The sequence below is a fragment of the Fluctibacter corallii genome, assembly GCF_025751585.1.
Taxonomy (GTDB): Bacteria; Pseudomonadota; Gammaproteobacteria; order Enterobacterales; family Alteromonadaceae; genus Fluctibacter_A; species Fluctibacter_A corallii.
Genome location: NZ_JAOWKX010000001.1, coordinates 747,445 through 771,283, shown reverse-complemented (window position 1 = coordinate 771,283; position 23,839 = coordinate 747,445). Strand labels below are relative to the sequence as shown.

18 protein-coding genes and 1 rRNA gene are annotated in these 23,839 nt (G+C 46.0%); 13 read left to right on the top strand and 6 right to left on the bottom strand.

Going from position 1 to position 23,839, the window contains the following annotated elements:
- The first annotated feature begins 229 nt into the window (after positions 1 to 229).
- Positions 230 to 345: ribosomal RNA gene (gene rrf, locus OE749_RS03480) — 5S ribosomal RNA — on the top strand.
- Between the two features lie 235 nt (positions 346 to 580).
- On the top strand, positions 581 to 736 hold the full coding sequence (locus OE749_RS18595; RefSeq protein ID WP_404828117.1) for a helix-turn-helix domain-containing protein: 156 nt from the start codon (positions 581 to 583) through the stop codon (positions 734 to 736).
- A 62-nt stretch (positions 737 to 798) separates the two neighbouring features.
- Here the strand turns inward: OE749_RS18595 and OE749_RS03475 are convergent, their stop codons facing one another.
- Positions 799 to 2,196, bottom strand: a complete 1,398-nt coding sequence (locus tag OE749_RS03475; protein ID WP_263710957.1) for a serine hydrolase domain-containing protein — start codon at positions 2,194 to 2,196, stop codon at positions 799 to 801.
- 32 nt (positions 2,197 to 2,228) lie between these two features.
- Positions 2,229 to 2,765 (bottom strand): GNAT family N-acetyltransferase, encoded by a 537-nt coding sequence (locus OE749_RS03470; protein ID WP_263710956.1) that lies wholly within the window; start codon positions 2,763 to 2,765, stop codon positions 2,229 to 2,231.
- A 202-nt stretch (positions 2,766 to 2,967) separates the two neighbouring features.
- Here OE749_RS03470 and OE749_RS03465 point away from each other — a divergent pair, with 202 nt between their 5' ends.
- Positions 2,968 to 4,548: an AMP-binding protein gene (locus OE749_RS03465; RefSeq protein WP_263710955.1), complete on the top strand. Its 1,581-nt coding sequence runs from the start codon at positions 2,968 to 2,970 to the stop codon at positions 4,546 to 4,548.
- 99 nt (positions 4,549 to 4,647) lie between these two features.
- Here OE749_RS03465 and OE749_RS03460 read toward each other — a convergent pair whose 3' ends face one another.
- Together OE749_RS03460 and OE749_RS03455 are read right to left on the bottom strand one after the other, a co-directional pair.
- Positions 4,648 to 5,211: a hypothetical protein gene (locus tag OE749_RS03460; RefSeq protein WP_263710954.1), complete on the bottom strand. Its 564-nt coding sequence runs from the start codon at positions 5,209 to 5,211 to the stop codon at positions 4,648 to 4,650.
- A 151-nt stretch (positions 5,212 to 5,362) separates the two neighbouring features.
- A complete protein-coding gene (locus OE749_RS03455; RefSeq protein WP_263710953.1) occupies positions 5,363 to 6,388 on the bottom strand; it encodes a LacI family DNA-binding transcriptional regulator in 1,026 nt (341 codons plus the stop codon).
- Between the two features lie 229 nt (positions 6,389 to 6,617).
- Between OE749_RS03455 and OE749_RS03450 the strand changes: the two genes are divergently transcribed.
- The 6 genes from OE749_RS03450 (at position 6,618) to OE749_RS03425 (ending at position 16,700) form a co-directional block, all read left to right on the top strand.
- Complete coding sequence (locus tag OE749_RS03450) at positions 6,618 to 9,374, top strand: TonB-dependent receptor (protein WP_263710952.1); 2,757 nt, start codon at positions 6,618 to 6,620, stop codon at positions 9,372 to 9,374.
- Between the two features lie 140 nt (positions 9,375 to 9,514).
- A complete protein-coding gene (locus tag OE749_RS03445; protein WP_263710951.1) occupies positions 9,515 to 12,091 on the top strand; it encodes a family 20 glycosylhydrolase in 2,577 nt (858 codons plus the stop codon).
- A gap of 107 nt (positions 12,092 to 12,198) precedes the next feature.
- Positions 12,199 to 13,170, top strand: coding sequence for a BadF/BadG/BcrA/BcrD ATPase family protein (locus OE749_RS03440; RefSeq protein ID WP_263710950.1), 972 nt, complete (start codon positions 12,199 to 12,201; stop codon positions 13,168 to 13,170).
- Positions 13,167 to 14,174: a glucosamine-6-phosphate deaminase NagB-II gene (gene nagB-II / locus OE749_RS03435; protein ID WP_263710949.1), complete on the top strand. Its 1,008-nt coding sequence runs from the start codon at positions 13,167 to 13,169 to the stop codon at positions 14,172 to 14,174. Before OE749_RS03440 ends, nagB-II begins: the two co-directional genes overlap by 4 nt.
- Positions 14,171 to 15,301 carry an N-acetylglucosamine-6-phosphate deacetylase gene (nagA, locus tag OE749_RS03430; RefSeq protein ID WP_263710948.1) on the top strand — a complete coding sequence of 377 codons (1,131 nt, stop codon included), beginning with the start codon at positions 14,171 to 14,173 and terminating at the stop codon, positions 15,299 to 15,301. Before nagB-II ends, nagA begins: the two co-directional genes overlap by 4 nt.
- Positions 15,302 to 15,338: 37 nt before the next feature.
- Complete coding sequence (locus OE749_RS03425) at positions 15,339 to 16,700, top strand: sugar MFS transporter (RefSeq protein WP_263710947.1); 1,362 nt, start codon at positions 15,339 to 15,341, stop codon at positions 16,698 to 16,700.
- An 87-nt stretch (positions 16,701 to 16,787) separates the two neighbouring features.
- On the opposite strand, the gene hutG is transcribed toward OE749_RS03425, so the two are convergent.
- Both hutG and hutI read right to left on the bottom strand, forming a co-directional pair.
- A complete protein-coding gene (hutG, locus tag OE749_RS03420) occupies positions 16,788 to 17,729 on the bottom strand; it encodes a formimidoylglutamase (protein WP_263710946.1) in 942 nt (313 codons plus the stop codon).
- The gene (gene hutI, locus OE749_RS03415) at positions 17,710 to 18,936 is read right to left on the bottom strand and encodes an imidazolonepropionase (RefSeq protein ID WP_263710945.1); all 1,227 of its coding nucleotides are present in this window, start codon (positions 18,934 to 18,936) and stop codon (positions 17,710 to 17,712) included. Before hutI ends, hutG begins: the two co-directional genes overlap by 20 nt.
- A gap of 112 nt (positions 18,937 to 19,048) precedes the next feature.
- On the opposite strand from hutI, the gene hutC reads away from it, so the two are divergent.
- The 4 genes from hutC to OE749_RS03395 all read left to right on the top strand — a co-directional run bounded on the left by hutC (position 19,049) and on the right by OE749_RS03395 (position 23,824).
- Positions 19,049 to 19,747, top strand: coding sequence for a histidine utilization repressor (hutC, locus tag OE749_RS03410; RefSeq protein ID WP_263710944.1), 699 nt, complete (start codon positions 19,049 to 19,051; stop codon positions 19,745 to 19,747).
- An 11-nt stretch (positions 19,748 to 19,758) separates the two neighbouring features.
- Positions 19,759 to 21,441, top strand: coding sequence for a urocanate hydratase (hutU, locus tag OE749_RS03405; protein ID WP_263710943.1), 1,683 nt, complete (start codon positions 19,759 to 19,761; stop codon positions 21,439 to 21,441).
- Positions 21,442 to 21,443: 2 nt separating this feature from the next.
- Entirely contained in the window at positions 21,444 to 22,967 is a 1,524-nt protein-coding gene (gene hutH / locus OE749_RS03400; protein ID WP_263710942.1) for a histidine ammonia-lyase, read from the top strand.
- Positions 22,968 to 23,128: 161 nt separating this feature from the next.
- Positions 23,129 to 23,824, top strand: coding sequence for a TorF family putative porin (locus tag OE749_RS03395; RefSeq protein ID WP_263710941.1), 696 nt, complete (start codon positions 23,129 to 23,131; stop codon positions 23,822 to 23,824).
- Positions 23,825 to 23,839 lie beyond the last annotated feature (15 nt).

Here is a 23,839-nt window from a genome sequence, read left to right as displayed (position 1 = left end):
TTGATAGGCAGGGTGTGGAAGCGTTGTAAGGCGTTAAGCTAACCTGTACTAATTGCCCGTGAGGCTTAACCATACAACGCCTAAGAAGCTTTAGCTTCGGTGTTGTAAGACAAGTGCACAAGAGATAGAATACAGACTCTCGTTGATTTATCAGCTTTACCGAATTGACTAAGGATGATGACATTACATCCTCCTTACGCAAAGTAACCACTTTGCACAACAGTTTATGCCTGGCGGCAATAGCGGTACGGTACCACCTGAATCCATTCCGAACTCAGAAGTGAAACGTACTAGCGGCGATGGTAGTGTGGGGATTCCCCATGTGAGAGTAGCACACTGCCAGGCTCCCATTACAAGAAGCCCTTCTCCAATGAGAAGGGCTTTTTACGTTCTCCTCTTCATGGGGGAATCCCGCTGCGCAACGGGCCTGCAAGCTGGCCGGCGAGCCAACACCGATCTCATACCATTCCGCATAAAAGTATGATCTAATTGAATCACCCTGTTTATTCAAAAATTTCCATGAACAAGTAATCTTCCGAGGACTTGCGTCGCTTATCAAAAAGAGAAGAAGACCTCAAAAATATTACGCTTACTAGCGGTATCTCTGTTTCTTGAATGTCAAAACCTTACTCAAGTGGCAAGCCAATTAAAGGTTGCACGGCGAAGCGTTAACACTTGGGTTAGTGATTATCTTTCCAAGGGATTAGTATCACTACTTAACCTCAAAAAAACATAGTTGAGCTCAGGAAGTAATTGGTCACGAATAGCACTGTTAAAACGGAAGCTAAATGTCAGGTTTCAGTCGGAAAATCCGTTTAATATGAAGTCTTTTAATAAAACGTTTGTATGAGACTGTTGATTATAATTGCCCCCTGTAAATACAATAACAGCATCATAATCATCTAAGATAATGACTTTTTGCCCGCCATTGCCGGACATTTGGGAAATACCTATTCGTTCGTTGTTATCTAAATTCAAATATCTGAGCCAAAACAGATAGCCGTAACGTGATTGTTCTATTTGTGATTGCGGTGCTTTCAATGCCTTAATCCAATCCTCTGATACAATGCTTTGGCCTTTCCACTTTCCGTTTTGTAAGAGTAATACTCCTATTTTCAACATGTCTCTCGAACTTAGCCACGCTTGTCCAAAGTTGTGTATGTCCGATTGATTGGCAATGAACTGCCAAGAAAATGAATTGATATTAAGAGGAGTAAACAAATATTGATTAGCAAATTTATTAAGAGGCAGCCCTGATACTGTCTCAATAATGTGGCTGAGTAATACCACATTTCCTGAGCAGTAATGGCCGTGATTGCCAGGACCTGCTGCCATAGGTAAATCTAACACAAAGCGCACCCAGTCTTGTGTCGGATACATGTAACGTTCGTTTCCCGGAGATGCTTCATCTCTGTCGTTGCATGCCAAGCCAGATTGCATGGTTAATAGGTCTTTAATGGTAATTTTTTTCTTGCGTACACCATAGTGTTTGATAGGTTGGTAGTGGGGAAAAAATTGTAAAATTGGCGTGTCTAGATTGAGTAAACCTTTATCCACAGCAATACCTGTCAAAATAGCAACGAGGGTTTTTGTTGCGGAACGGAGTTGATGTAATTTTTTATCATCAAACTCATAAAAATATTCCTCGAATACTAGTTCTCCGTCGAGATAGAGTAATACACTGTGGGTATATGGAAACTCACCGTTGTAAATCGCATTTGTCATACTAGTCAACTGCCGCGTGAGAGGCAGGTTAGGAGCCAATGATCTAACCGATATTCCATCAGATTGTTCGCTTGGGGGGCGGTAGGAGTAAGGTGAAGGTGAATGGGATGGTTTTGCTATCCAGATAGACGGCGGTAGTTTATGGGATGAATCGATAAGCTTAAAAATAGGGTTCTCAGTGTGCTTCTTTTCTCGCAGTTCTCGATATCCGTAAATGTGTCCACTTTTATCTCTGATAAATGCTACTTGTATGTCAGCACTGTTTATAAAAATGTCTGGTTTATGTGGCGTAAGTGGGTAACGAGCGCCATTAATAATGGCATACAAATTAACATTGTTTGGTCCAGCTACTATAGTCAGAGTAGAACTATCGGTGTACTCATATAACCCTTCAAAGTCTGATAGGGGCGTGTTCGCCAATGTATGTAGGGCAAAAAGCGAGGTAAGTACTATTGCGGCCCTTCCAATCATATTTAACTGTTTTGCACAGGCAACCGAAGTGTTTAAGCGGTCTGTTTTGCGTTAGTGAGAGTGTCGGGTGTATCCCATCGATAGACGTACTCACTTACAGAATTACCACATGGTGTATTCCAAATAGCCTCGCCAGCTCTTTTCCCTCCTAAGGATTCATAGAATCTAATTGCGTTTGGATTGCTCTTTAGTACTTCTAAATAAATACCATGCGTCGGGTAATTTTCCTTTGCCCACAACGCAGCAAGGTGAAGTAGTTTGGTGCCAATTCCTTTGCCTTTGTATTCAGAATAAACATGTAAGTTATCAATGATAGTGCCATTCGTGGGGTGCTTTCCGCCAAATGCACAGATAAATCCGCAGAAAACGCCATCCAGTTCGGCAACAATAACCCGTTGGTTAGGCTCAGGAGTGGTAAGACGCTTTATCCACGTATTTTCTCTATTCTTTTCTACTTCATGTTGTAAAAACGTTGCTGATAATGCATCTGAATATGTCTCTCGCCAGCTACGTGCATGTAATTTAGCGATATTTGAGATATCAGTAACGGTGGCTTGTCTAAATTCCATCTTAATTGTCCCACTTGTGATTGGTATTGTTTTACAGGTAAAACAGTACAATGATTAATCAATAATTGGAAATCTTAATACCTTCACGATTAGGATGAATAAGTTGCGTTATGTATTAACTATTCAGGAAATTTGCTTGTGAAGCACGGGTTCTTTGTTACATTATTGTAAAAAATAATTCGTCAGTTAAAAGGAGAGTGGCGTGAGCGACCAATCACTCATTCCAGAGGGAATCCATAGTCTTCCCGACTACATAGAACAAAAATTGAGGGCTTATGGGGCGCTGCCCGCTTATACCGCACTTGGTAAAACCTTGTCTTTTCGAGAAGTGGATGAGAAATCTGTGGCCTTAGCTAGCTGGCTTCAGCATCAAAATGGACTCAATGAGGGAGATAGAATTGCGATTCAATTACCCAATATTTTGCAAAACCCTATTGCAGTATATGGTGCGCTAAGAGCGGGATTGGTTGTAGTAAACACTAATCCGCTTTATACCGCGAAAGAAATGGCACATCAGTTTAAAGACTCAGGCGCAAAGGCGCTCATTATCTTGTCAGACTTTTTGCCTAAATACGAAGAGATTAAGCATCAAACCCAAATAGAGACAGTTATATCCACGGGTATTGGCGATCTCCTATCCGACAAGGCGAGCCCAACTGAAGGTGACATTTATTCTTTTACTGAGGTGTTGCAAGCGGGTAAAGAGTTACCTCTTAAAGCGCGCAGTAAGCAAAATGTGGATGATGTGTGCATGTTACAGTATACCGGAGGTACTACTGGGGTTTCTAAAGGTGCAGCGCTATCTCATGGCAATATATTAAGTAACAGTGTGCAAACCTTGGATCGCCTTGGCGCCAGTTTTGAGGAAGGGAGAGAAGTCGTGGTGTGCCCATTGCCCCTTTACCATATTTATGCGTTTACAGTCTGCATGATGACCTTCTTTGCAAAGGGGTGTTTAACGGTATTAATACCGAACCCAAGGGATCTTGACGCCTTTGTTTCACAAATGAAGCCGTTTCCCATAACGACCTTCTGCGGATTAAATACCTTGTTTATAGGATTGTGTCAGCACGCAGAATTCAAACAGATGAATTTCGCTAACTTGAAATTGACTATTTCAGGTGGCACCGCTTTAACGCAAGCGGCTGTCGATATCTGGAAAGAAGTAACTACTTGTTCGATTACTGAAGGGTATGGCTTGTCAGAAACTGCACCGGTATTGACATTCAACCAGCCTGGTAATGAAAAAGTCGGTACTGTAGGGCCCCCTCTTCTAGGCACTGATATTCAGCTTCTAGATGAGAATGATCAACCCGTAGAAGGCGATGAGTCAGGGCAAATAGCTGCGAAAGGGCCTCAGGTAATGCTTGGCTATTGGAATCGAGAAGAAGAAACAAAGAAAGTCATGACACAGTCTGGATATTTTAAGACGGGTGATGTTGGTGTGCGTACGGAAGAGGGCTGCATCAAAATAATTGACCGTTTGAAAGATTTGGTGATTGTGTCAGGATTCAATGTATATCCGAACGAAGTGGAAAACGTGTTAGCGAGCCATCCCTGTGTATTAGAGGCTGCTGTGATTGGAAAGTCTGATGAGCGAACGGGAGAGCGAGTCTGCGCGTTTATTACTGTTTCAGAAACAGTCAGTGAAGATGCATTGATTTCTCATTGTAAAAAGAGCTTAACTGGATACAAAGTACCGAAAGAGTTTCACATTGTTCAAGAGCTGCCCAAATCCACGGTGGGTAAAGTGCTCAGACGAGAATTGAGACAAGCAAGTTAAGATAATGAAATCACTATTATTGATTAATTTTAGTGGTTAAACGTAGGCGCTATGGCTCAAAAATAAAAACAGAGCCATAGCCATGTTAGAGAATAAAGTTTACATTTTCACGTCGTGGTCACAGTAAATATCTGAGGTGTCACCTTGTTGGCGCACCTGAATTTGATCAAAGGAAATATCACCGAATAGAGCCTTGAGCTCGTCGACATAAGCGTCTGCTGTATGCTCAATCTGTAAACTAATGTGCTCAATGTGTGCGGTGTCAACGGTATTTGCGTTGATCAATGCTGTCAGCTCGTGCTGAAGGTGTTCTGCTTCTTCTAAACGTTGTTGGTCAACTGTCACTACGCCAGCGTTGGTGTTCACCGCTGATGTTACTATTTCTTGAATGCGTTCGGAAAGCAGCTGAATATCGGGCTGTATTGCTTTTATGGGTTGTGTGGCAAGCTCAATATCAGACTCGTTCACGGTGAGTTGTTGGCGAAGCGCTATTAACTGATCACTCACTGGCATAGTTGCAACAATCTTACAATCTTTTAGTGCAACCATTTCTGAATCTTTCGTCAATGTTTGATGGTAAAAGGGGTCTGAACGATGAGCAGCCGACGCCGATAGTGCGCCAATGAGTAAGGTTGATAGTATTATAGGTTTGATTAGGGACATAGCATTCTCCTTTTTAATTTATTGCGTAAGTCGAAGGGAGAATGCAAAAAGTTTATTTTTATTTAAAAAGTCCAGTAAGGTAGCCATGCCGAATAGGTGGCATTCTATTGGCGTATGAACACTGCCTAGCTTTTTGTGTCTGACGTGAATATTACCCCTTTGTGGATTGCCGAATAACCAATTGAGGTGTAAAAAAGCGTGACCTTATTGCGTCTTGATTACCCGCTTTTTTACGCGACCTAATGCACTGAATTAATGCGGATGTCGCGCTTTTCGCAATCTCTGTCGTGGGTTGTGCCGCAGTGGTGAGTGTAGGGTAGGTCTGTCGCGAAAAGGGGCTATCCTCAAAACCTGCAATGGCGAGTTGCGCAGGCACATCCAAGCCATTCATGCGAGCCCCAAAAAGCGTGCCTGCCGCAATTTCATCGTTGCAGGCAAATACGGCTGTAGGCGTGGGGGCCATTTTGACAATTTTTTCAGCACTTTTCACACCGGTTTCAAAAGAGTAAGTTCCGTTAAGAATGAGCTGATTATCAACGGGAATATCGCGTGCTTTTAATGCTGCTTTATACCCTTCCTGACGCTCTATCGTAGACTGGTGTGCCATGTCACCGCTAATAAATGCTATCCGTGAGTGACCTTGCTCAATTAGATGCTCGGTAATGGCATAGGCCGCTTTGTAGTCGTCTATGAGTACACTTGGCAAGGAGGAGTTTGGTGTTGTGCTGCCTGACAGAATACGTACGTAGCAAATATTTCGCTCGTCGAGTGCTGAAAGCACTTGCGGCATTTCTGACAACGGGGGAGAGAGAATTAACCCTGCAAGTCTCGCGCTACTTACCATATTCACGAGTTCATTAACAATGTTGTCACTGGCGGCATTGCAAGGGTGAATAAGCAGCTCGTAGCCGCTAGATCGGCATTCGTCGAGGATACCTTTTTGCATATCAATAATGTAGTACGCATTGGGATTGTCATATACATAACCTAATACAAAATTTTCTCTCCCAGCCAGATCCCTTGCCGCTTTATTGGGTTTGTAGTCGAGCGCCTCAATCGCTTCTTGTACTTTTTCTAGCGTTGCGGGCTTAACAGTACCCTCGTTATTAATAACGCGTGATACGGTTTTTATTGATACGCCAGCGTATTGCGCAACACTCTTGATCGTGGCAGGCACATGGACTCCAAAGGCAAAATAGAAACTAAACGCGATTTTGCCAAATTTATGCTCAGATAGGAAATTTAACAATTTTATAAATAAGTATTTGCAAGCTTGCAACCTCTGGTGTAAGTTACGATTTAATGACAGCGTTGTCATGTTGACGTAACCGAGGTAGACGACGGCTTGTCATTTTATTTAATAATAAATGACAGCGTTGTCATTATGGAGTTCAAGGATCTGGATAATGAATACACATACTCTACACCCACTAACCTCCGCGTTGCGTCATACTCTCTACAGTGCCTTGGCGATTACCTCTGTCACCGGTTTGTTACAGCCTCAAGCATGGGCGCAGCAAATAAATACAGATGCTGCTAATAACGACATAGAAGTGATTCAAGTCACCGGTATTCGCGCCAGTCAACGCGCTAACATTAATGCCAAACGATTCTCAAACAGCATTGTGGATGCAATTACCGCGGAAGATATTGGAAAGTTTCCTGATAAGAATGTTGCAGAATCGCTTTCCCGAATTCCGGGGATTACCATCGATCGTGATTTTGGCGAGGGCCAAGGCGTGACGATTCGTGGTGTTCAACCGGATCAAAACTTAACGTTGGTAAATGGGCAGGCCGTGGGTACTGCACAATGGTTTGTGCTGTCTGAAGCGACGCGAAATTTTAACTTTGAGCTACTGGCTTCAGAGATGGTCGCGGGGGTAGAGGTATATAAATCGGCACAAGCGGACATCGACGAGGGCGCATTAGGCGGCACGGTTATTCTGAAAACGCGAAAGCCGCTGAATTTAGATGCGAATACAACGCAGCTCTCCGCTGAAGCTCAGTACAACGACATCGCAGAAAAAACGGATCCTGCTATATCAGGGCTGTACAGTTGGAAAAATGATGAAGAAACGGTGGGCTTGCTAATCTCTGCCTCTTATCAGGAAAGAACGGTCAGACGCGAAACTAACGAAGACTTTGGCTGGTTTGGTCCAAGTATTGGCCGTATCGATCCGTTGATTGAAGCGCCTGGCGGTGCACAACAAAAAGGCGCAATTCCATGGGGGATTGGGTCTGCACAGTTTCGACAAGACCGAGAACGATTAGGATTAGACATCACCGCCCAGTGGGCCCCTACCGACTATGTTGATTTTACTTTGCACTATTTATCGTCAACATTAAGCGCAGATAATGTGAACTCAAATTTAATTGGCATTCCTTTTCGAGGTATTGCCTACATGGGGACTGATACGAATTCGGGGAGTGTGAATAGTGAAGGGGTCGTGGACTATCTTGCTGTAACAGGCGTCCCACAGCGGCCAGAATGGGCACGCCACATCGCGTATGACAATATATTTCGTGATGGTTCGGAAATGTCGACCGATATTCTCGACTTGGAAGGGAATATAACAACAGACAATGGAAAGTGGCATTTTCAACTGGGTACAACACGTGGTGAAGGAGAAAACCGTGATTTCTTTACGGAGTTTTGGGTGGATGCCAACGACCCTGCGGCAACGTTTGATTTTTATAATCCTGATAGCCGTAACCCTTACATCGATTTTACTGGACCAAGCAGTTGGCTACAAAATCCAACTGATGAAATGTGGTTGGGCGGAATCTTTGATCAAGCCAATCTAACCGAAGACACCGAAGATTATGCTCAAGTCGATTACTCTCATTTTGTTGAATGGGGAGTGATAACGGAAATTAAAACAGGAGTTAAATATCGTGATCGCAGCTTTGAGCAGAATCGGTATCGAACCGATTTGGCCAATCTGACAGCGACGGGGGAAGGCAGTTTAGGTCCTGCCAGTGAATTTTGGACTGGCGAGATGATAGACGTGGAACATACCCACACTAATGCACTGGCGGCAAGCTATTTCTTTCCAGATAAAGTAGGTATGTACGAAGCGTTATACAGCGTTGCAGAATGTGCAGGAGGTGAAACGACGTTATGCCGTCAGTCTAATGTGTTTCAATCGCTCGCTTCGTTTGAGGTAGAGGAAGACATCACCGCGGTGTACGTAATGGCGAACTTTGCTGGAGAGGCGTTTCGAGGAAATTTAGGCCTGCGTTATGTCGAAACCGATTCAATCTCCAAGGGATTCGATGTTGAGACGGGAAATGCGGTTGAATACGATGGTGGGTATAACGAATGGCTACCGAGTTTGAATATTGCGTATAACTTGACGGATGATGTGGTTGCGCGTGTCGCGGCCGGGCGTGTTATTACGCGTCCTGCTCCGTTTCAATTGGCTCCTGCTGTTAATCTGACGCCGGAAACCAGTTCAGGAGAAGCGGGTAATCCAAATTTAAATCCCCTCACCGCCAATCAATTTGAAATAGGCGTAGAGTGGTACTTCGATGACTCGTCCATTCTAGCTGGCACGGTGTTCAAGAAAGATGTGAACGATTTTATTTTTACCAAAATTGTGTCTCGAGACATTGATGGCGTGCTAATTAATCAGCTCAGCACACCTGAAAATGGTGGTTCTACTACCATTGAAGGCATCGAATTGCAGCTTCAGCACACATTTGAAAATGGTTTTGGTGGCTATGTAAATTACACCTATACCGATGTTGCAGATGCTGAAATTGAGGAGGCTGCGCCTGTACTTGATGATGACGGCAATATTGTTGGTGCGACACTGGCGTCTCGCAATGTGAGTTTTCCTAATACCTCCAAAAACACATTTAATGCGGGGTTATATTTCGAAACTGACGCTTATAGTGCCCGCGTGAATTATAACTACCGTTCGGAATACTTTATCGCACAAACGGAAATTGGCGATCGTTATCGCGACGCGCAATCACAGGTCGATATGCAGCTAAGTTGGAATGTAACAGAGGCGATTACCTTGAAAGCCGAAGCGCTAAATTTAACTAACGAAATTTGGGAAAACTATTACGTGCGTGCATCAGATAGTGTGACATTAGGCGGTACGCAAAGTGCAAATGGTAGACGCTTCTTTGTAGGGGCGAGCATGACCTTTTAATGGCGTGTAGCCCTACGATGTAAAGGCACATGGCGTGATTGGATATGAACACAGCCTTTGTCATGTGCCGCTTCCAACATAAGACGGTGATGTCAGCGTATTGAGTGATTGAATACAAAATCAAAAAGTAGGGAATTATTATGTGGTTAAGGTGTAAAACTGGTGGCGTGCTTCGTTGTTGGCAGCGCCGATATCCGTGGCTACTTGGCTGCGCTTTTTTGATGATGCAGTCGGTGTTGCCTGTCAGTGCCAGTGTCCGCAATGATTTGCCCATAACCCAGACGAGGCTTAAACAACTGGCTGATGAACTTCAGATCACGTATCAGGTCATTAGTAATACAGCGCAGCGTCAATGTGATACACCCATTGGCGGTGGAACGTGTTTTGTCGCTGAGCTAACACTTACTAACGGCAGCACTGCCTTGCCCAGCGATACCTCTGCGTATTTTAGCCATATTTCGCCCATTCAACATGCCACCAACCCTAACTTTCAGATCACCCATGTGAAAGGCGATTTACATCGACTCCAGCTAGTGAATGGCTTAAAAGCGGGCGAGACTCAAAAAACAGAACTACTTGCGCCATTTTGGCATGCTGCAAGATCGGATGTAATGCCAAACTATTATTTGGTAAGTGAGGGGTTGCACCCAGAAATCATTTTATCTACTCAGCGAGTTAAACAGGAGGGGACGGGATTATTTGCAGCGGCCCATGCAGGGCATTGGGATACGCCCCAACAATTCCGTCGCAATACACAAGACAACCTACCTTTGGCAACACCCGAATACCGATTTGAGCAACGTGAGAATGCGACACACACCGCTATTAATGACTCGCCAAGACATCGACTTATTCCAGGAGTAAAATCACTACGAGACAGTCAGCAATGGATTAATACCAAGGGCATTGAATTTGCACCAGATGTGCAAACACGGTTTTCATTATCAATACAGGCACTGCGAGTATATGGTTTGAAGGATACGCCTGATAGCTTACCCGTGACTATCCGCACTCATCTCAGCAATGCGTCATCAGACACAACGCATCATCCTGAGGGTTACCATTTGCGTATTGTCCCATCGGGCGTATTAATAGAAGCGAGTACATTAACTGGGGCAAAATATGCCTTGATGACCCTCGGACAACTTTGGGATGACCAAAAGAAGCGCTTGCCTGTTGTTGAGATTCACGATGAACCACACTTTGCTTTTCGGGGCATGCACGTAGATCTTGCGCGCCATTTTCCGGGCAAAGCAAGTTTGCATAATTTGATCACACAAATGCATTTGACCAAGTTGAATAAGCTCCACTTACATCTAAGTGATGATGAGGGATGGCGACTCGAAATTAACGGTCTTCCAGAGCTTACCGAAATTGGTGCTTATCGTTGTCATGATGTCACAGAGCGCCGCTGCTTGTTGCCTCAGCTAGGCAGTGGGCCATATAAATCGGCATTGGGAAATGGGTATTTAACGGCCGCAGACTATATCGAGTTGGTAAAATATGCGAATGCTTTGGGTATTGAAGTGATTCCATCATTCGATATGCCTGGGCATGCTAGAGCGGCCATTGTGTCGATGGAAGCGCGCTACAACAAGCTATTGCCTAACAATCCACAGCAGGCCAACGCATATCGGCTGATTGATCCCAAAGATACAACCGAGTATCTGTCGATTCAGTTTTACAACGACAATACCATCAATCCATGCATAGAAGGTACGTACCGATTTGTTGAACACGTCATCGACACCGTTATTGATTATCATCGTCAAGCGGATGTACCTCTGACTACCTTTCACTTGGGCGCGGATGAAACCGCAGGCGCTTGGAAAGCATCACCTGCTTGCGCTATGAAAAATATCAGTGCAGAGAATGGACTAGGATATTTCGTGGCTAAGGTAGTTAAACTCGGACAACAGAAAGGCCTGACGATGGCTGGCTGGAGTGATGGTATCGAAGAAAGTCTGACGCAAATTAAGCCTAATGGTGTGCAGGCTAATATCTGGAAAACCCTGTATTGGGGCGCAGAGCAGAGCATAGAAGAGTTTGCTAAAGCACATGTGCCCGCGGTGTATTCCTTTCCTGATGTTCTGTATTTCGATTTTCCTTATGCAAACCATCCTTATGAACCGGGTTACTATTGGGGATCAAAACACACAGATACGCGCAAAGTGTTTGAATTTATGCCGCTACGTCTGTCTGCGCATCGTCATCTCTGGCAAGACAGAATGGGCAACCAGTACACAAATTCTGTTCAAACTCAACATGCTCCTCTTGGTATTCAGGGGCAATTGTGGACAGAAGTAACGCCAAATCAAGCCGCGCTGGAATATATGCTGTATCCGCGATTGTATGCGCTGGCTGATCGTGCCTGGCATATTCCCGATTGGCAACGTATCGATGATGTGTCGTCGCAGACATTCGCGAGCATGCGTGAGCACGATTGGCATACATTTCAGATGACGCTAGCAACAAAAATGTTGCCATCATTGATTCAGCAACAGATTAACTTTCGGCTTCCGCCGCCTGCGGCAACCCTACGAAAGGGAAAGCTGCATATGCTAGCGGGCTTGCCAAATCTGTTATTGGAATACAGTGAAGACGGAAAACGATGGCATTTATATGATGAGCCAGTTGCCGTTGCCTATACACCCTACGTTAGATCGCGGTGGCCAAACACACATCATGTGAGCATGGTTCTTTCCCTTAAAAAATAAAAGAATGTACACTGGTATGATGATTAAAATTATAAAATGACAGCGTTGTCATTTTGCGTTAAGGTTAGTTTAGCTAACGTAAACGTGTACACAAGAGACCGTTTTTCATGACCAAATTTACTGCTGAGTTCGCCATACAGGCTGAGCAATATCAGACATCGACATCGGCTGCATCGTCAAAGTCTGTGTCTACGTCCTCGCCATTCTATATCGGTGTAGATGGTGGAGGCACCAAATGCCGTGTGCGTTTGGAAGATGCAGCGGGTCATTGTTTGGGTGAGGGCGTTGCGGGTTCAGCAAACATTATGCGTGACACTGATGTAGCAAAAGCGTCTATGCTTGAGGCCATATCGAATGCAATTTCGCAGTCGGGTCAGTCTATCTCGCTATCAGATTGTGTCGTGGGCGCTGGATTGGCAGGCGCGAACATTCCTGCTGCACATGCTCGAATTCTACAGTGGCAACATCCTTTTAAAGCGTTCTACGTGATTAGCGACTTGCACGCCGCATGCATTGGCGCGCATGAAGGACAAGAGGGGAGTGTCATTATTGTTGGTACGGGTTCAACAGGGGCACACTACAAGCAAGGTCACTTTTATGAGCTGGGAGGTCATGGATTTCCTATTGGCGATAAAGCCAGCGGCGCTTGGATGGGGTTAAAAGCCATTCAGCATACGCTAGAGGTGATAGACGGTTTGGCGCACAAAGATAAACTCGCCGATGCGGTTATAGGACAGTTCTCTATTGATGCACCCCATGAACTCGTACAACTTTGCGGACACTACACCGCTAAAGAGTTTGCTGAAATTGCCCCTTTGGTTGTGTCATTGGCTAATCAAGGCGTGCCAAAAGCTCAAGAGATTTTGCGAGAAGCTGCAAATTATATTCAGCGCATGGCACATGCTCTGTTGCGAGATAACTCCGCGCCACTGTGTTTAATTGGCGGTTTGGCACAGAGTATCGGCGGGTTGTTAGATGTGACAACGCAACAGCGAATAAAATCCTGTGCGCAAGCGCCAGAACAAGGCGCAATTCATCATGCCAGATATGTTCACTCATCTAAGGAGACCTGTCGATGACAGCCACAATAATGGCAAAAGAAGCAGCGGAGTCGCCTCACGTTCTTGCTGAACAGTTTGCCGCGAATGCTGATATTTGCCAAAAACTAGGTGAAACCCTGAGAATGATGTCGCCAACCTTGGTATTTCTTATTGGTCGAGGTTCATCTGATCATGCAGGTGTGTTTGCTAAATATTTATTTGAAGTAGAAATGGGATTACCAGTAAGCAGCGCTGCACCGTCAGTATCGAGTGTATTTAATCGCACGCTGACTCTAAAAAACAGTGTTGCGCTCGTGATCTCTCAATCTGGTCGAAGCCCAGATATTCTCAAACAAGCCGAAGCGGCCCGTGCTGGTGGCGCTTTTACCATCGCTTTGGTCAACGACGAGCATTCGCCACTGGCTGAATTGGCGGACGCTGTATTACCGTTAAGAGCTGGCACTGAAAAAGCCGTTGCAGCCACCAAGAGTTACATGGCAACACTCAGTGCATTGGTGCATTTATGTGCTTGTTGGAATCAAAACAAGGCATTATTACAAGGGTTGCAAGTGCTTCCTGATGCGCTTGAACAAGTCAAAAACATGCCGCCACAGCTACCGCCATCGGTGTTTCAAGGTGTAAGAAATACAGTGGTACTTGGGCGAGGCTTTGGCTTTGCCGTTGCGTGCGAGATGGCATTGAAATTAAAAGAGGTATTGGGCATTCATGCCGAGGCCTTTAGTAGTGCTGAATTTATTCATGGACCGGTGACGCTGGTGGAAAAGCAACTACAGATTGTGAATGTCACCGTGAATGACGAGACGTATCCTTTTCACACAGACATACTCAAAGATGTGTCTCAACGAGGGGCAGCAATTCAAACGCTGGCAATGTCACATTCACTGGATGAAACAGTCCATACTAGATTGCGCCCGTTGTTACTGATTCTCCGCTTTTATTTAGATATTGAACGTATCGCCGTGGCGTTTGGCCTCAATCCTGATATGCCGCCTGGGCTGAATAAGGTAACCAAAACACAATGAATCAACGGTTTCATGCTGCGCGCATGTTGACGGCCGAGGGCTGGAAAGACAACGTTGAGTTTGACGTGTCCAATGCGCATATTACACATATCAATACCGTGTTAGAAAAGAACACAAAGGGTTTCCCGATCGTTGTACCGGGATATATCGACACACAAGTGAATGGCGGAGGTGGCGTGTTGTTCAATCAACAGCCTACCTTGGAAGGCATAAAAGCCATTGCCAAGGCGCATGCGCAATATGGCACAACGGCGATGTTGCCCACTTTGATTACCGACAGCGCAGACAGTATGGCGCGCGGTGCCGATGCTGTAGCTGAAGCGATATCCGAATGCTATCCAAGTGTACTGGGAATCCATTTTGAAGGGCCTTTTCTCAGTGTGGCGAAAAAAGGCGTGCATGAGGCAGGGTTTATTCGTACGCCATCAGACAAAGAAATTGCCACCCTTACTCGCTCTGATATCGGTCGCGTATTGGTGACGGTTGCACCAGAAAAGGTGCCAACTACTTTCATTCAAGAGCTGGTGTCTCAGGGGGTGATTGTGGCCCTCGGTCACTCAAATGCGCGAGCTGAGCAAGTACAAAAGGCGCTGGAGGCGGGCGCGACTGGGTTCACTCATTTATTCAATGCCATGTCTCCACTAACGTCTAGGGAGCCGGGAATGGTGGGGGAAGCACTATTGGCTGAGAATGCGATATGTGGACTGATTATTGACCATCATCATGTGCATCCCCATAGCGCAAAGTTGGCGATTCAAATGAAGGGTGACGCAGGCATTATGTTGGTCACGGATGCTATGGCCCATGTAGGCAGTGATGAAGAGACCTTTCCATTTTTTAACGATGTTATTGTTCGCCAAGGCAACAAGCTGACGACACCGAATGGAACGTTAGCAGGTAGCTGTTTGGATATGCATACTGCGGTAATGAATACCCACAAAGATTTGGCAGTGCCATTAGAGCAAAGTATCAAAATGGCAAGTATCACGCCCGCCCGTTTTCTCGGTTGTAGCCAACGTCTCGGTTTGCTCTGCGAGGGCTATCGAGCTGACTTTTTAGTTTTGGATGAATCGCTTGCCTTGCAGCAAGTGTGGCAAGCCGGTGAATGCACTTGGCGGCGAGAATAATTGTAGTAAACACTTACACGTAAGGAGAGGAAAGGCAATGAATGTAAAAACGGAGTCTCTGTCTGTCAGCCACAGTAATGGCTTTGCCATCATGTCGATTGGCCTGTTGTTTTTTATATTTGGCTTTGTAACTTGGCTAAATGGCGCACTTATTCCCTTCTTGCAAATGGTGTGTCAGCTCACAGAAGTGCAAGCACTGTTTATTGCTTTTTGTTTTTACTTTGCATACGTCGTCATGGCCTTGCCAATGGCGCGAATTTTGGAAAAAACCGGATACCAAAAAGGTATGTCGCTCGGACTGTTTATGATTGCTTTCGGTTGTGTGTTGTTTGTGCCCGCAGCACTGACCCAAACCTTTGCGATATTTTTAGCTGCACAGTTTGTGGTGGGCTCAGGGTTAACCATTTTGCAAACGGCGTCTAACCCTTTTATTGTTAGATTAGGCTCGGAAGACAGTGCTGCGGCTCGCATTGCATTTATGGGGTTGTTAAACAAAGCCGCAGGGGCCATCGCTCCACTGGCATTTACAGCCCTTGTGTTGGGTAACTTTGATGATGTGAATCAGGTAACCTTATTGCAAATGTCAATCGACGCGCGCGACGCCAAGTTAGAAGCGATGTCTATGAGTTTGATTGTGCCTTACATCTGGATGGCAATCGCATTAACTGTATTGGGTGCGGTGTTCTCTCGTATTCCACTGCCAGAAATTTCAAAAGATATTGCGTCACCGTCTTCCTCACCAGCACCGTCATCTTCACTGACACCAGTGAACGCGTCTGATGCTGATAATTCACCGCGACTACGTCATTATCCTCATCTAATTTTAGGCGCAATTACGTTGTTTTTTTACGTGGGCGTAGAGGTAATAGCTGGAGACACAATTGGTCTGTACGGTTCTTCTTTGGGTATGGACCATGCCACATCGTTAACATCTTACACAATGACAGCAATGGTAATGGGGTATGTTATTGGTTTGATTTATATTCCTAAGTACCTCTCTCAGCAAAAAGCGTTGCTTGCATCTGCGATACTGGGAATGGTGCTCACGCTCGCAATCGCGTTTGCGTCGAATACCGCACACGGCATAGCTGATCTGTTATGGGGATGGAGCGGCGTACCCACTGTGCCCAATAGTATTGCTCTCATCGCGTTGTTGGGGTTAGCCAATGCGTTAGTTTGGCCTGCAGTTTGGCCTTTGGCATTGAGTGGGTTAGGCGCATTGACCCCAAAAGGTTCAGCATTATTAATTATGGGAATTGCTGGGGGCGCTATTTTGCCCTTAGTGTATGGCGGTGCTGCGAGTTGGGTGGATAGTCAAAAGGCGTATCTGATCATGTTGCCGTGCTATGGATTTATTGCTTATTACGCCATATCTGGCCACAAAAAACGGTGTTGGTAAGCGGTGGTGAGAGAGTGCAGGGCTTTAAAACAAAGCGTTCAATGAAGGCGAGCGGTGTCTGAAGACCGCCGCCTATTATTTAGAGAATTAAAATTTTGCGTTTACCATTTCAAAGATCAATCGCGCGGCGAGTTTTGCCGTTCTACCATCAATATCGAGGACGGGATTCATCTCGGCAATATCTGCAAACGGCCACGCATAGTGAAACGTAGATTGTTGTTGCGCGAACCAGTGGAGCATTTTTATAACGTACTCTGGGCTAATACCCAGCGGGCTGGGGGCACTTACGCCAGGGGCGTAGGCCGCCGGAAATGCATCAAGGCAAATAGTAACGTACAACACGTCTATTGCTTGTAAAAAGGGTGTTAGCACAGACACAGATTGCTCAAAGTGGGTGTCAGTATCTTTTAAATACGTGACGTTGTGGGTGTCCGCATAAGCGAAAAGTGCTTGGGTATTTGCAGATTCGGCTACTCCCATACATGCATAATAAAAAAGCTCATTTTGTGTTTTACAGTCTTCCGCGATTTGATAAAACGGCGTACCGCTACTGGTGTTGGGAGCGGGTTTACGCAGATCGAAATGGGCGTCAAAATTAATAATGCCTATTTTTTTGTTTTGGGATGCCAACGCGTTGCGTATACCTTGATAGCTGCCCCACGCTATTTCGTGTCCGCCACCCAGACCAATAACAAAGCGTGATTGGGTCAGCGCGTGAGTCACGCTAGTTGCATAGTGTTGTTGTGCCATGTCGAGGTCATCGACAGCTTCAACCGTGCCGTGATCAGTCGCAATGATATCGCGATGCCACGCCATATTAGACAGTGCAGCGCGTATAGCATTTGGGCCAGTTTTCGCGCCTGGGCGTCCTTTATTATTGATTACGCCGAGATCGCAACCAAAGCCAACCAGAGCGACATCGGCATCATCTTTTGACTGGCGGATTTTTTGATGCCAGCGACTACCCGCTTCGCCGTCTTCTGTATCGGTACGTCCAGTCCAGACAAAATCACGGGTGAAGATGGACATGTTCACCTCCAATCCACACATCGTCGGGTTTAACGAGATTAATACCGTAAGACAATTCAGCGGGATGCTCAATATCCCAAAGGCAGAAGTCAGCATCAAAACCAGCAGCCAACTGACCTTTATTATCTAAAGCTAATGCTTGCGCGCCATGACGTGTCGCACCCGCTAGGGCTTCCTCTGGTGTGAGTTTGAAAAGCGTGCAAGCCATGTTCATGGCGGTCAGCAATGAGGCCAAAGGCGAACTTCCCGGATTCAAGTCGGTGGCAACCGCCATTGGAACACCGGCCTCTCTCAAGGCGTTAATTGGGGGTAATTGCTTTTCATTCAAAAAGTAAAATGCGCCCGGTAGCATGACGGCGACCGTGTTGGCAGCGCTAAGCGCGAGAATGTCTTCGGGGTTGAGATACTCAAGATGATCAACCGATACAGCATGATATTTGGCTGCCAGTGCTGCGCCTTTTAGATCACTGAGCTGCTCTACATGGGCTTTGATTTTCAAGTCATTACGGGCGGCTGCTTGAAATATTTTTTCTGACTGAGCTGGCGAAAAGCCGATCCCTTCACAAAATACATCTACGAATGATGCAATGCCTTGAGCGGCAACCGCGGGCATGATTTTATCGCAGATAAGTGAAACGTAATCATCGCTGGCATCCTTGTATTCAGGTGGAACCGTATGGGCACCCAAAAACGTCGATACAACATTAACAGGTAAGGCGTGCTCAAGCTGTTTTGTAACATCGAGCATGCGCAGTTCAGTGTTGAGATCGAGCCCATAGCCTGATTTCACTTCAATGGTAGTTACACCTTCTAGCATGAGGCGACGCGCTCGCTTCGTTGCACTGTCGAGTAAGGCTTGCTCGGATGCAGCGCGCGTAGCGGTTACGGTAGAGTTTATGCCGCCACCTTGCTTTGAAATCTCTTCATAGCTGACACCTTGCAAACGCTTTTCAAACTCCTGTGCACGATTGCCGCCATATACTAAATGTGTATGGCAATCGATAAGTCCTGGCGTGAGCCAGCGGTGATTGCCATCTATTGCATTTTTTGGGGCAAAATCTTGTTCTTCGGCTTTTCCTGCAAACAAAATTTTTCCCTCTTTTACAGCCAGACAGCCATCATAAATCGCCCCGTAAGCCTGATGGGAGTCTTTCTGCATGGTGGCAAGATTGACGTTAGTGATCAGCAAATCGCAATGTGTCGACATGAGCCTTCCTATCCAAAACCATTTAATGAAGAGTCTACTTGTACATACTTGTATATACAACCTGTTTAGTGTAGATTTTTAACACAGTATTTACATTCTATGACGTGTGCCTATGCAGCCTCGATTTACGCAGATTAAGTCTGCAATTATGGAACAAATTGAACAAAACGAAATGAAATCGGGTGATCAAGTCCCCTCTGAAAATCAGCTTGCTGAACAGTTTGGTGTTAGCAGAATGACAGCACGTCGAGCCCTGACTGAGCTGGTGGATGAAGGAATTTTAATGCGTTCTCAGGGACTGGGCACATTTGTGTCGGATCATCGCCCAATGAGCTCCATGCTCGCCATTAAAAGTATTAATGAAGAGATACGTCAGCGTGGACACCGTTATCATTGTGATGTCATCCATAAAGCCGCTGTGACAGGTTCTGAGCAGGCATGCAGCTGGTTAGGCGTGCCTGCCCAAACGACGTTGTTTCATACCCTTATCGTGCATTTTGAAAATGCACAACCTGTGCAATTGGAATCTCGATGGGTAAATCCCCAATTTGCACCTGATTATCTAAAGCAAGACTTCAACTCCGTGACGGCCAATCAATACCTTAGTGCTATTGCGCCACTCACCCAGGCAGACCATATTGTTGAAGCCACATTGCCCGACTCAGAATCTGCAAGCTTATTAAATATTTCTACTCGCCAGCCGTGTCTGAAAGTATCTCGTCGAACATTTTCAGCCAAAGGCATCGTGAGTTACGCCAATTTACTTCACCCCGGTAACCGTTACCGCTTGGGTGGACATTTAGACTTTTAAAGGAGTCCGTTATGAATTTGAACGACAAACGTATTGACGAAGGTCGCGTGATCAAAGCGCCAACGGGGACGAAATTAAATGCCAAAAGTTGGCAGACCGAAGCGCCCCTTCGTATGTTGATGAACAACCTCGACCCTGAGGTAGCGGAGCATCCGCAAAACCTCGTTGTGTACGGTGGGATTGGTCGCGCTGCACGAGATTGGCCCTCTTTTGATAAGATCACCGAGGTATTAAAGCGACTCAATAACAATGAAACCCTATTGGTACAAAGTGGTAAGCCAGTCGGCGTATTTCCTACGCATGAAAATGCGCCACGTGTATTGATTGCCAACTCGAATTTAGTTCCTCATTGGGCAAACTGGGAACACTTTAACGAGTTGGACAAAAAAGGCCTGATGATGTACGGGCAAATGACAGCGGGCTCATGGATATATATTGGCTCTCAGGGCATTGTTCAGGGCACGTATGAAACCTTCGTTAGCGTTGCGAAAACACACTTTAATGGCGATGCGACTGGCAAATGGATCCTAACCGGCGGACTAGGTGGCATGGGCGGCGCACAGCCATTGGCAGCAACCATGGCTGGATTTTGTATGCTGGCTGTCGAAGTAGACGAAAGCCGTATCGATTTTCGTTTGAAAACAGGTTATGTCGATAAAAAAGCGACTTCACTTGAGCAAGCAATGGAGATGATTAACGAAGCAATCGCTAACGGTGAAGCCATTTCTGTTGGCTTACTGGCGAATGCGGCGGATGTGTTCCCAGAGCTTGTTGAAAAGGGCATTACACCAGATGTGGTCACAGACCAAACAAGTGCTCATGATCCGCTCAATGGATATTTGCCACAAGGGTGGACAATGGAGCAGGCCGCAAGCATGCGTAAAACGGATGAAGCTGCTGTTGTGAAGGCGGCGAAACAGTCTATGGCAGTGCAAGTTAACGCGATGCTAGATCTACAATCGCGCGGTGCAGCAACATTGGATTACGGTAACAACATCCGTCAAATGGCATTAGAAGAAGGCGTAAAGAATGCCTTTGACTTCCCTGGCTTTGTTCCTGCCTATATTCGACCACTCTTTTGTCAGGGAATTGGACCATTTCGTTGGGCAGCATTATCGGGCGATCCAGAAGATATCTATAAAACTGATGCGAAAGTGAAAGAGTTGATTCCTGACAACCCGCATCTTCACAATTGGTTGGATATGGCACGTGAACGGATTCAATTTCAGGGCTTACCAGCACGCATATGCTGGGTGGGATTAGGCGACAGACAAAAGTTAGGTCTGGCCTTCAATGAAATGGTACGTAACGGGGAGTTAAAAGCGCCCGTGGTGATTGGTCGCGATCATTTGGATTCAGGCTCAGTTGCGTCGCCAAACCGTGAAACTGAGAGTATGCAAGACGGTTCAGATGCCGTATCTGATTGGCCGTTATTGAATGCGCTGTTAAATACAGCAGGCGGGGCTACGTGGGTGAGCTTGCACCATGGCGGTGGTGTCGGGATGGGCTTTAGCCAACACTCAGGCGTGGTGATCGTGTGTGATGGTTCGAAAGAGGCTGATGAGCGCATCGCCCGCGTGCTGCACAATGACCCTGCCACCGGCGTAATGCGTCATGCTGACGCAGGCTATGACATCGCAAAAGATTGTGCCCGCCGAAACCACCTTGATTTACCGATGCTTGAGGACGAATAAGTATGGAAACCTTAACCATTACACCAGGAACACTTACCTTAAATGATCTTCGTGCTGTGCATCGCGCGCACGTTCCTATTGCACTGAACCCTGATGCGCATGCGGCGATTCATGCGTCAGAGAAAACCGTATTGGATGTGTTGGCGAAGGGCCGCACCGTGTATGGCATTAATACGGGTTTTGGGTTGTTAGCAAACACGCGTATTGAAGCTGATGAGCTTGAGACCTTGCAGCGTTCTATCGTATTGTCTCACGCTGCGGGTATTGGGCAGTTTATGCAAGAGAATACCGTACGTGTGTTAATGCTGTTGAAAATCAATTCTTTAGCACGTGGGTACTCAGGCATTCGCCTGTCTGTGATTGAAGCTCTGATGGCGCTTTACAACGCAGAAGTTTATCCTGCCATTCCTGAAAAAGGCTCAGTGGGTGCATCGGGTGATTTAGCTCCGTTGGCACACATGAGTGCAGTATTATTGGGTGAGGGCGAGGTGTTGCATAAAGGCAAACGCTTGAGCGCGGAAGAAGGCTTACGCATTGCTGAACTGGCGAAAATCTCATTAGCCCCGAAAGAAGGGCTGGCGTTATTAAATGGCACGCAAGCCTCGACCGCTTTTGCATTGCAGGGGCTGTTTTATGCTGAAAATGCGCTTGAAAGTGCCGTCACCATTGGTGCTTTATCGGTTGAAGCTGCGCTTGGATCTCGCGTGCCATTCGATGCGCGAATTCATGATGTGCGTGGGCACCAGTCTCAAAGCGATGTTGCAAGCGCCTTCCGCCAGATTTTGACAGACAGCTCTGAAATTGGCGATTCACATACGGCATGCGAGAAAGTACAAGATCCTTATTCACTGCGATGCCAGCCACAAGTGATGGGGGCGAGTTTGCAGCAGCTAAGGTACGCCGCACAGACCTTAGTTACCGAGGCTAACGGAGTGTCTGACAATCCACTTGTTTTTGCAGACTCACAAGATATTTTATCAGGTGGAAACTTCCATGCTGAAGCCGTTGCTATGGCTGCGGATATGATTGCGATTGCATTGTCTGAAATTGGCGCGTTGTCTGAGCGTAGAATGGCGCTATTGATTGATTCCAACCTCAGTGGTTTGCCGCCATTTTTAGTTGAGAATGGTGGAGTGAATTCTGGTTTTATGATTGCTCAGGTGACCTGCGCTGCGCTGGCAAGTGAAAACAAAACGCTGGCCCATCCGGCATCTATCGACTCTCTTCCCACATCAGCAAATCAAGAAGATCATGTGTCGATGGCAACCTTTGCAGGACGGCGACTACGTGACATTTTTGAAAATGTTGCCGGAATATTGGCTGTTGAGTGGCTAGCGGCGGCTCAGGGAATTGATTTTCGAGGACCGCTTAAGTCGAGTGAAGCACTAGAGTCTGCTAAAGCGTTACTGAGAGAGCAGGTGGCGTTTTACGATAAAGACCGTTATTTCGCGCCAGATATTGAAGCAGCAGCGACGCTTATTTCTGAGCATACACTGCAAGATTTGATGGCGTTACACATGCTGTAATCGTGACTTTCGTGTTGACTGTGTAATTTTCGGCCCTTACATTGGAAAAGTCCAAGTGAGGGCCATGTTAGTTGTTATCTCAAATATTGCACTTTTACGGTTATCGTCTATTTTTTTCTTATAAGTGAACACTTTATCAACTGAAAAAATTAGGCAAAACCATGAAAGCTGCACACACACTTCTTATTCCTGCCACGTTCCTTTTTAGCAGTATGGCGTATGCAGAGCTCTCTTCTACTGTCACCTTTGCGAGTGACTACTTATTTAATGGTGTTTCCCAAACCGATGAAAATCCTGCTCTTCAAGTCAGCCTGGATTGGGCGGGTGAATCAGGCAGTTATGCTGGCGCTTGGGCGTCGAATGTCCACTTTTTTGAAGGAACTGAAATCGAGTTCGACCCGTATGTAGGGTATTACACTGAGCTGTCGTCGAATTTAGCGCTTGATGTGGGCATCGCCTATTACACTTATTGGGGAGAAAGTTTTAGCTCTGATTACAATTACCCAGAAGCATGGGTTAAGTTCGGGCTTACCAATGCACTTGGGAAAACGGATTTTAATTTTTGGTACACCTGGGACTACTTCGGCCTTGATGCGAAGCATGCTATTTATATGATTAACCACACGTTTTCATTCGATAACGGTGTATCGCTGCTGATTGGTGCAGATATGTCGGTGAGCTATGACGAAGATAAATGGGAATGGGAACCTGGCGATGATAATTACATGCACTATCAAATTACTGCATTCTACGACTGGAAAGGCATGACATTTTCCCTCGGCGTGCAAGACACTGATTTAGATACCTATGGCGACACGACGGTGTTGTTTACAGTATCGAAGACTTTTTCGTTTTAAATAAACATTAACTTA

Coding starts and splice junctions, on each gene's coding strand:
- OE749_RS03425 (WP_263710947.1), top strand. CDS start 15,339: ATGAATGTAAAAACGGAGTCTCTGTCTGTCAGCCACAGTAATGGCTTT.
- hutU (WP_263710943.1), top strand. CDS start 19,759: ATGAATTTGAACGACAAACGTATTGACGAAGGTCGCGTGATCAAAGCG.
- nagA (WP_263710948.1), top strand. CDS start 14,171: ATGAATCAACGGTTTCATGCTGCGCGCATGTTGACGGCCGAGGGCTGG.
- OE749_RS03445 (WP_263710951.1), top strand. CDS start 9,515: ATGTGGTTAAGGTGTAAAACTGGTGGCGTGCTTCGTTGTTGGCAGCGC.
- hutC (WP_263710944.1), top strand. CDS start 19,049: ATGCAGCCTCGATTTACGCAGATTAAGTCTGCAATTATGGAACAAATT.
- hutG (WP_263710946.1), bottom strand. CDS start 17,729: ATGTCCATCTTCACCCGTGATTTTGTCTGGACTGGACGTACCGATACA.
- hutH (WP_263710942.1), top strand. CDS start 21,444: ATGGAAACCTTAACCATTACACCAGGAACACTTACCTTAAATGATCTT.
- OE749_RS03395 (WP_263710941.1), top strand. CDS start 23,129: ATGAAAGCTGCACACACACTTCTTATTCCTGCCACGTTCCTTTTTAGC.
- OE749_RS03460 (WP_263710954.1), bottom strand. CDS start 5,211: ATGTCCCTAATCAAACCTATAATACTATCAACCTTACTCATTGGCGCA.
- nagB-II (WP_263710949.1), top strand. CDS start 13,167: ATGACAGCCACAATAATGGCAAAAGAAGCAGCGGAGTCGCCTCACGTT.
- OE749_RS03475 (WP_263710957.1), bottom strand. CDS start 2,196: ATGATTGGAAGGGCCGCAATAGTACTTACCTCGCTTTTTGCCCTACAT.
- OE749_RS03450 (WP_263710952.1), top strand. CDS start 6,618: ATGAATACACATACTCTACACCCACTAACCTCCGCGTTGCGTCATACT.
- hutI (WP_263710945.1), bottom strand. CDS start 18,936: ATGTCGACACATTGCGATTTGCTGATCACTAACGTCAATCTTGCCACC.
- OE749_RS03470 (WP_263710956.1), bottom strand. CDS start 2,765: ATGGAATTTAGACAAGCCACCGTTACTGATATCTCAAATATCGCTAAA.
- OE749_RS03440 (WP_263710950.1), top strand. CDS start 12,199: ATGACCAAATTTACTGCTGAGTTCGCCATACAGGCTGAGCAATATCAG.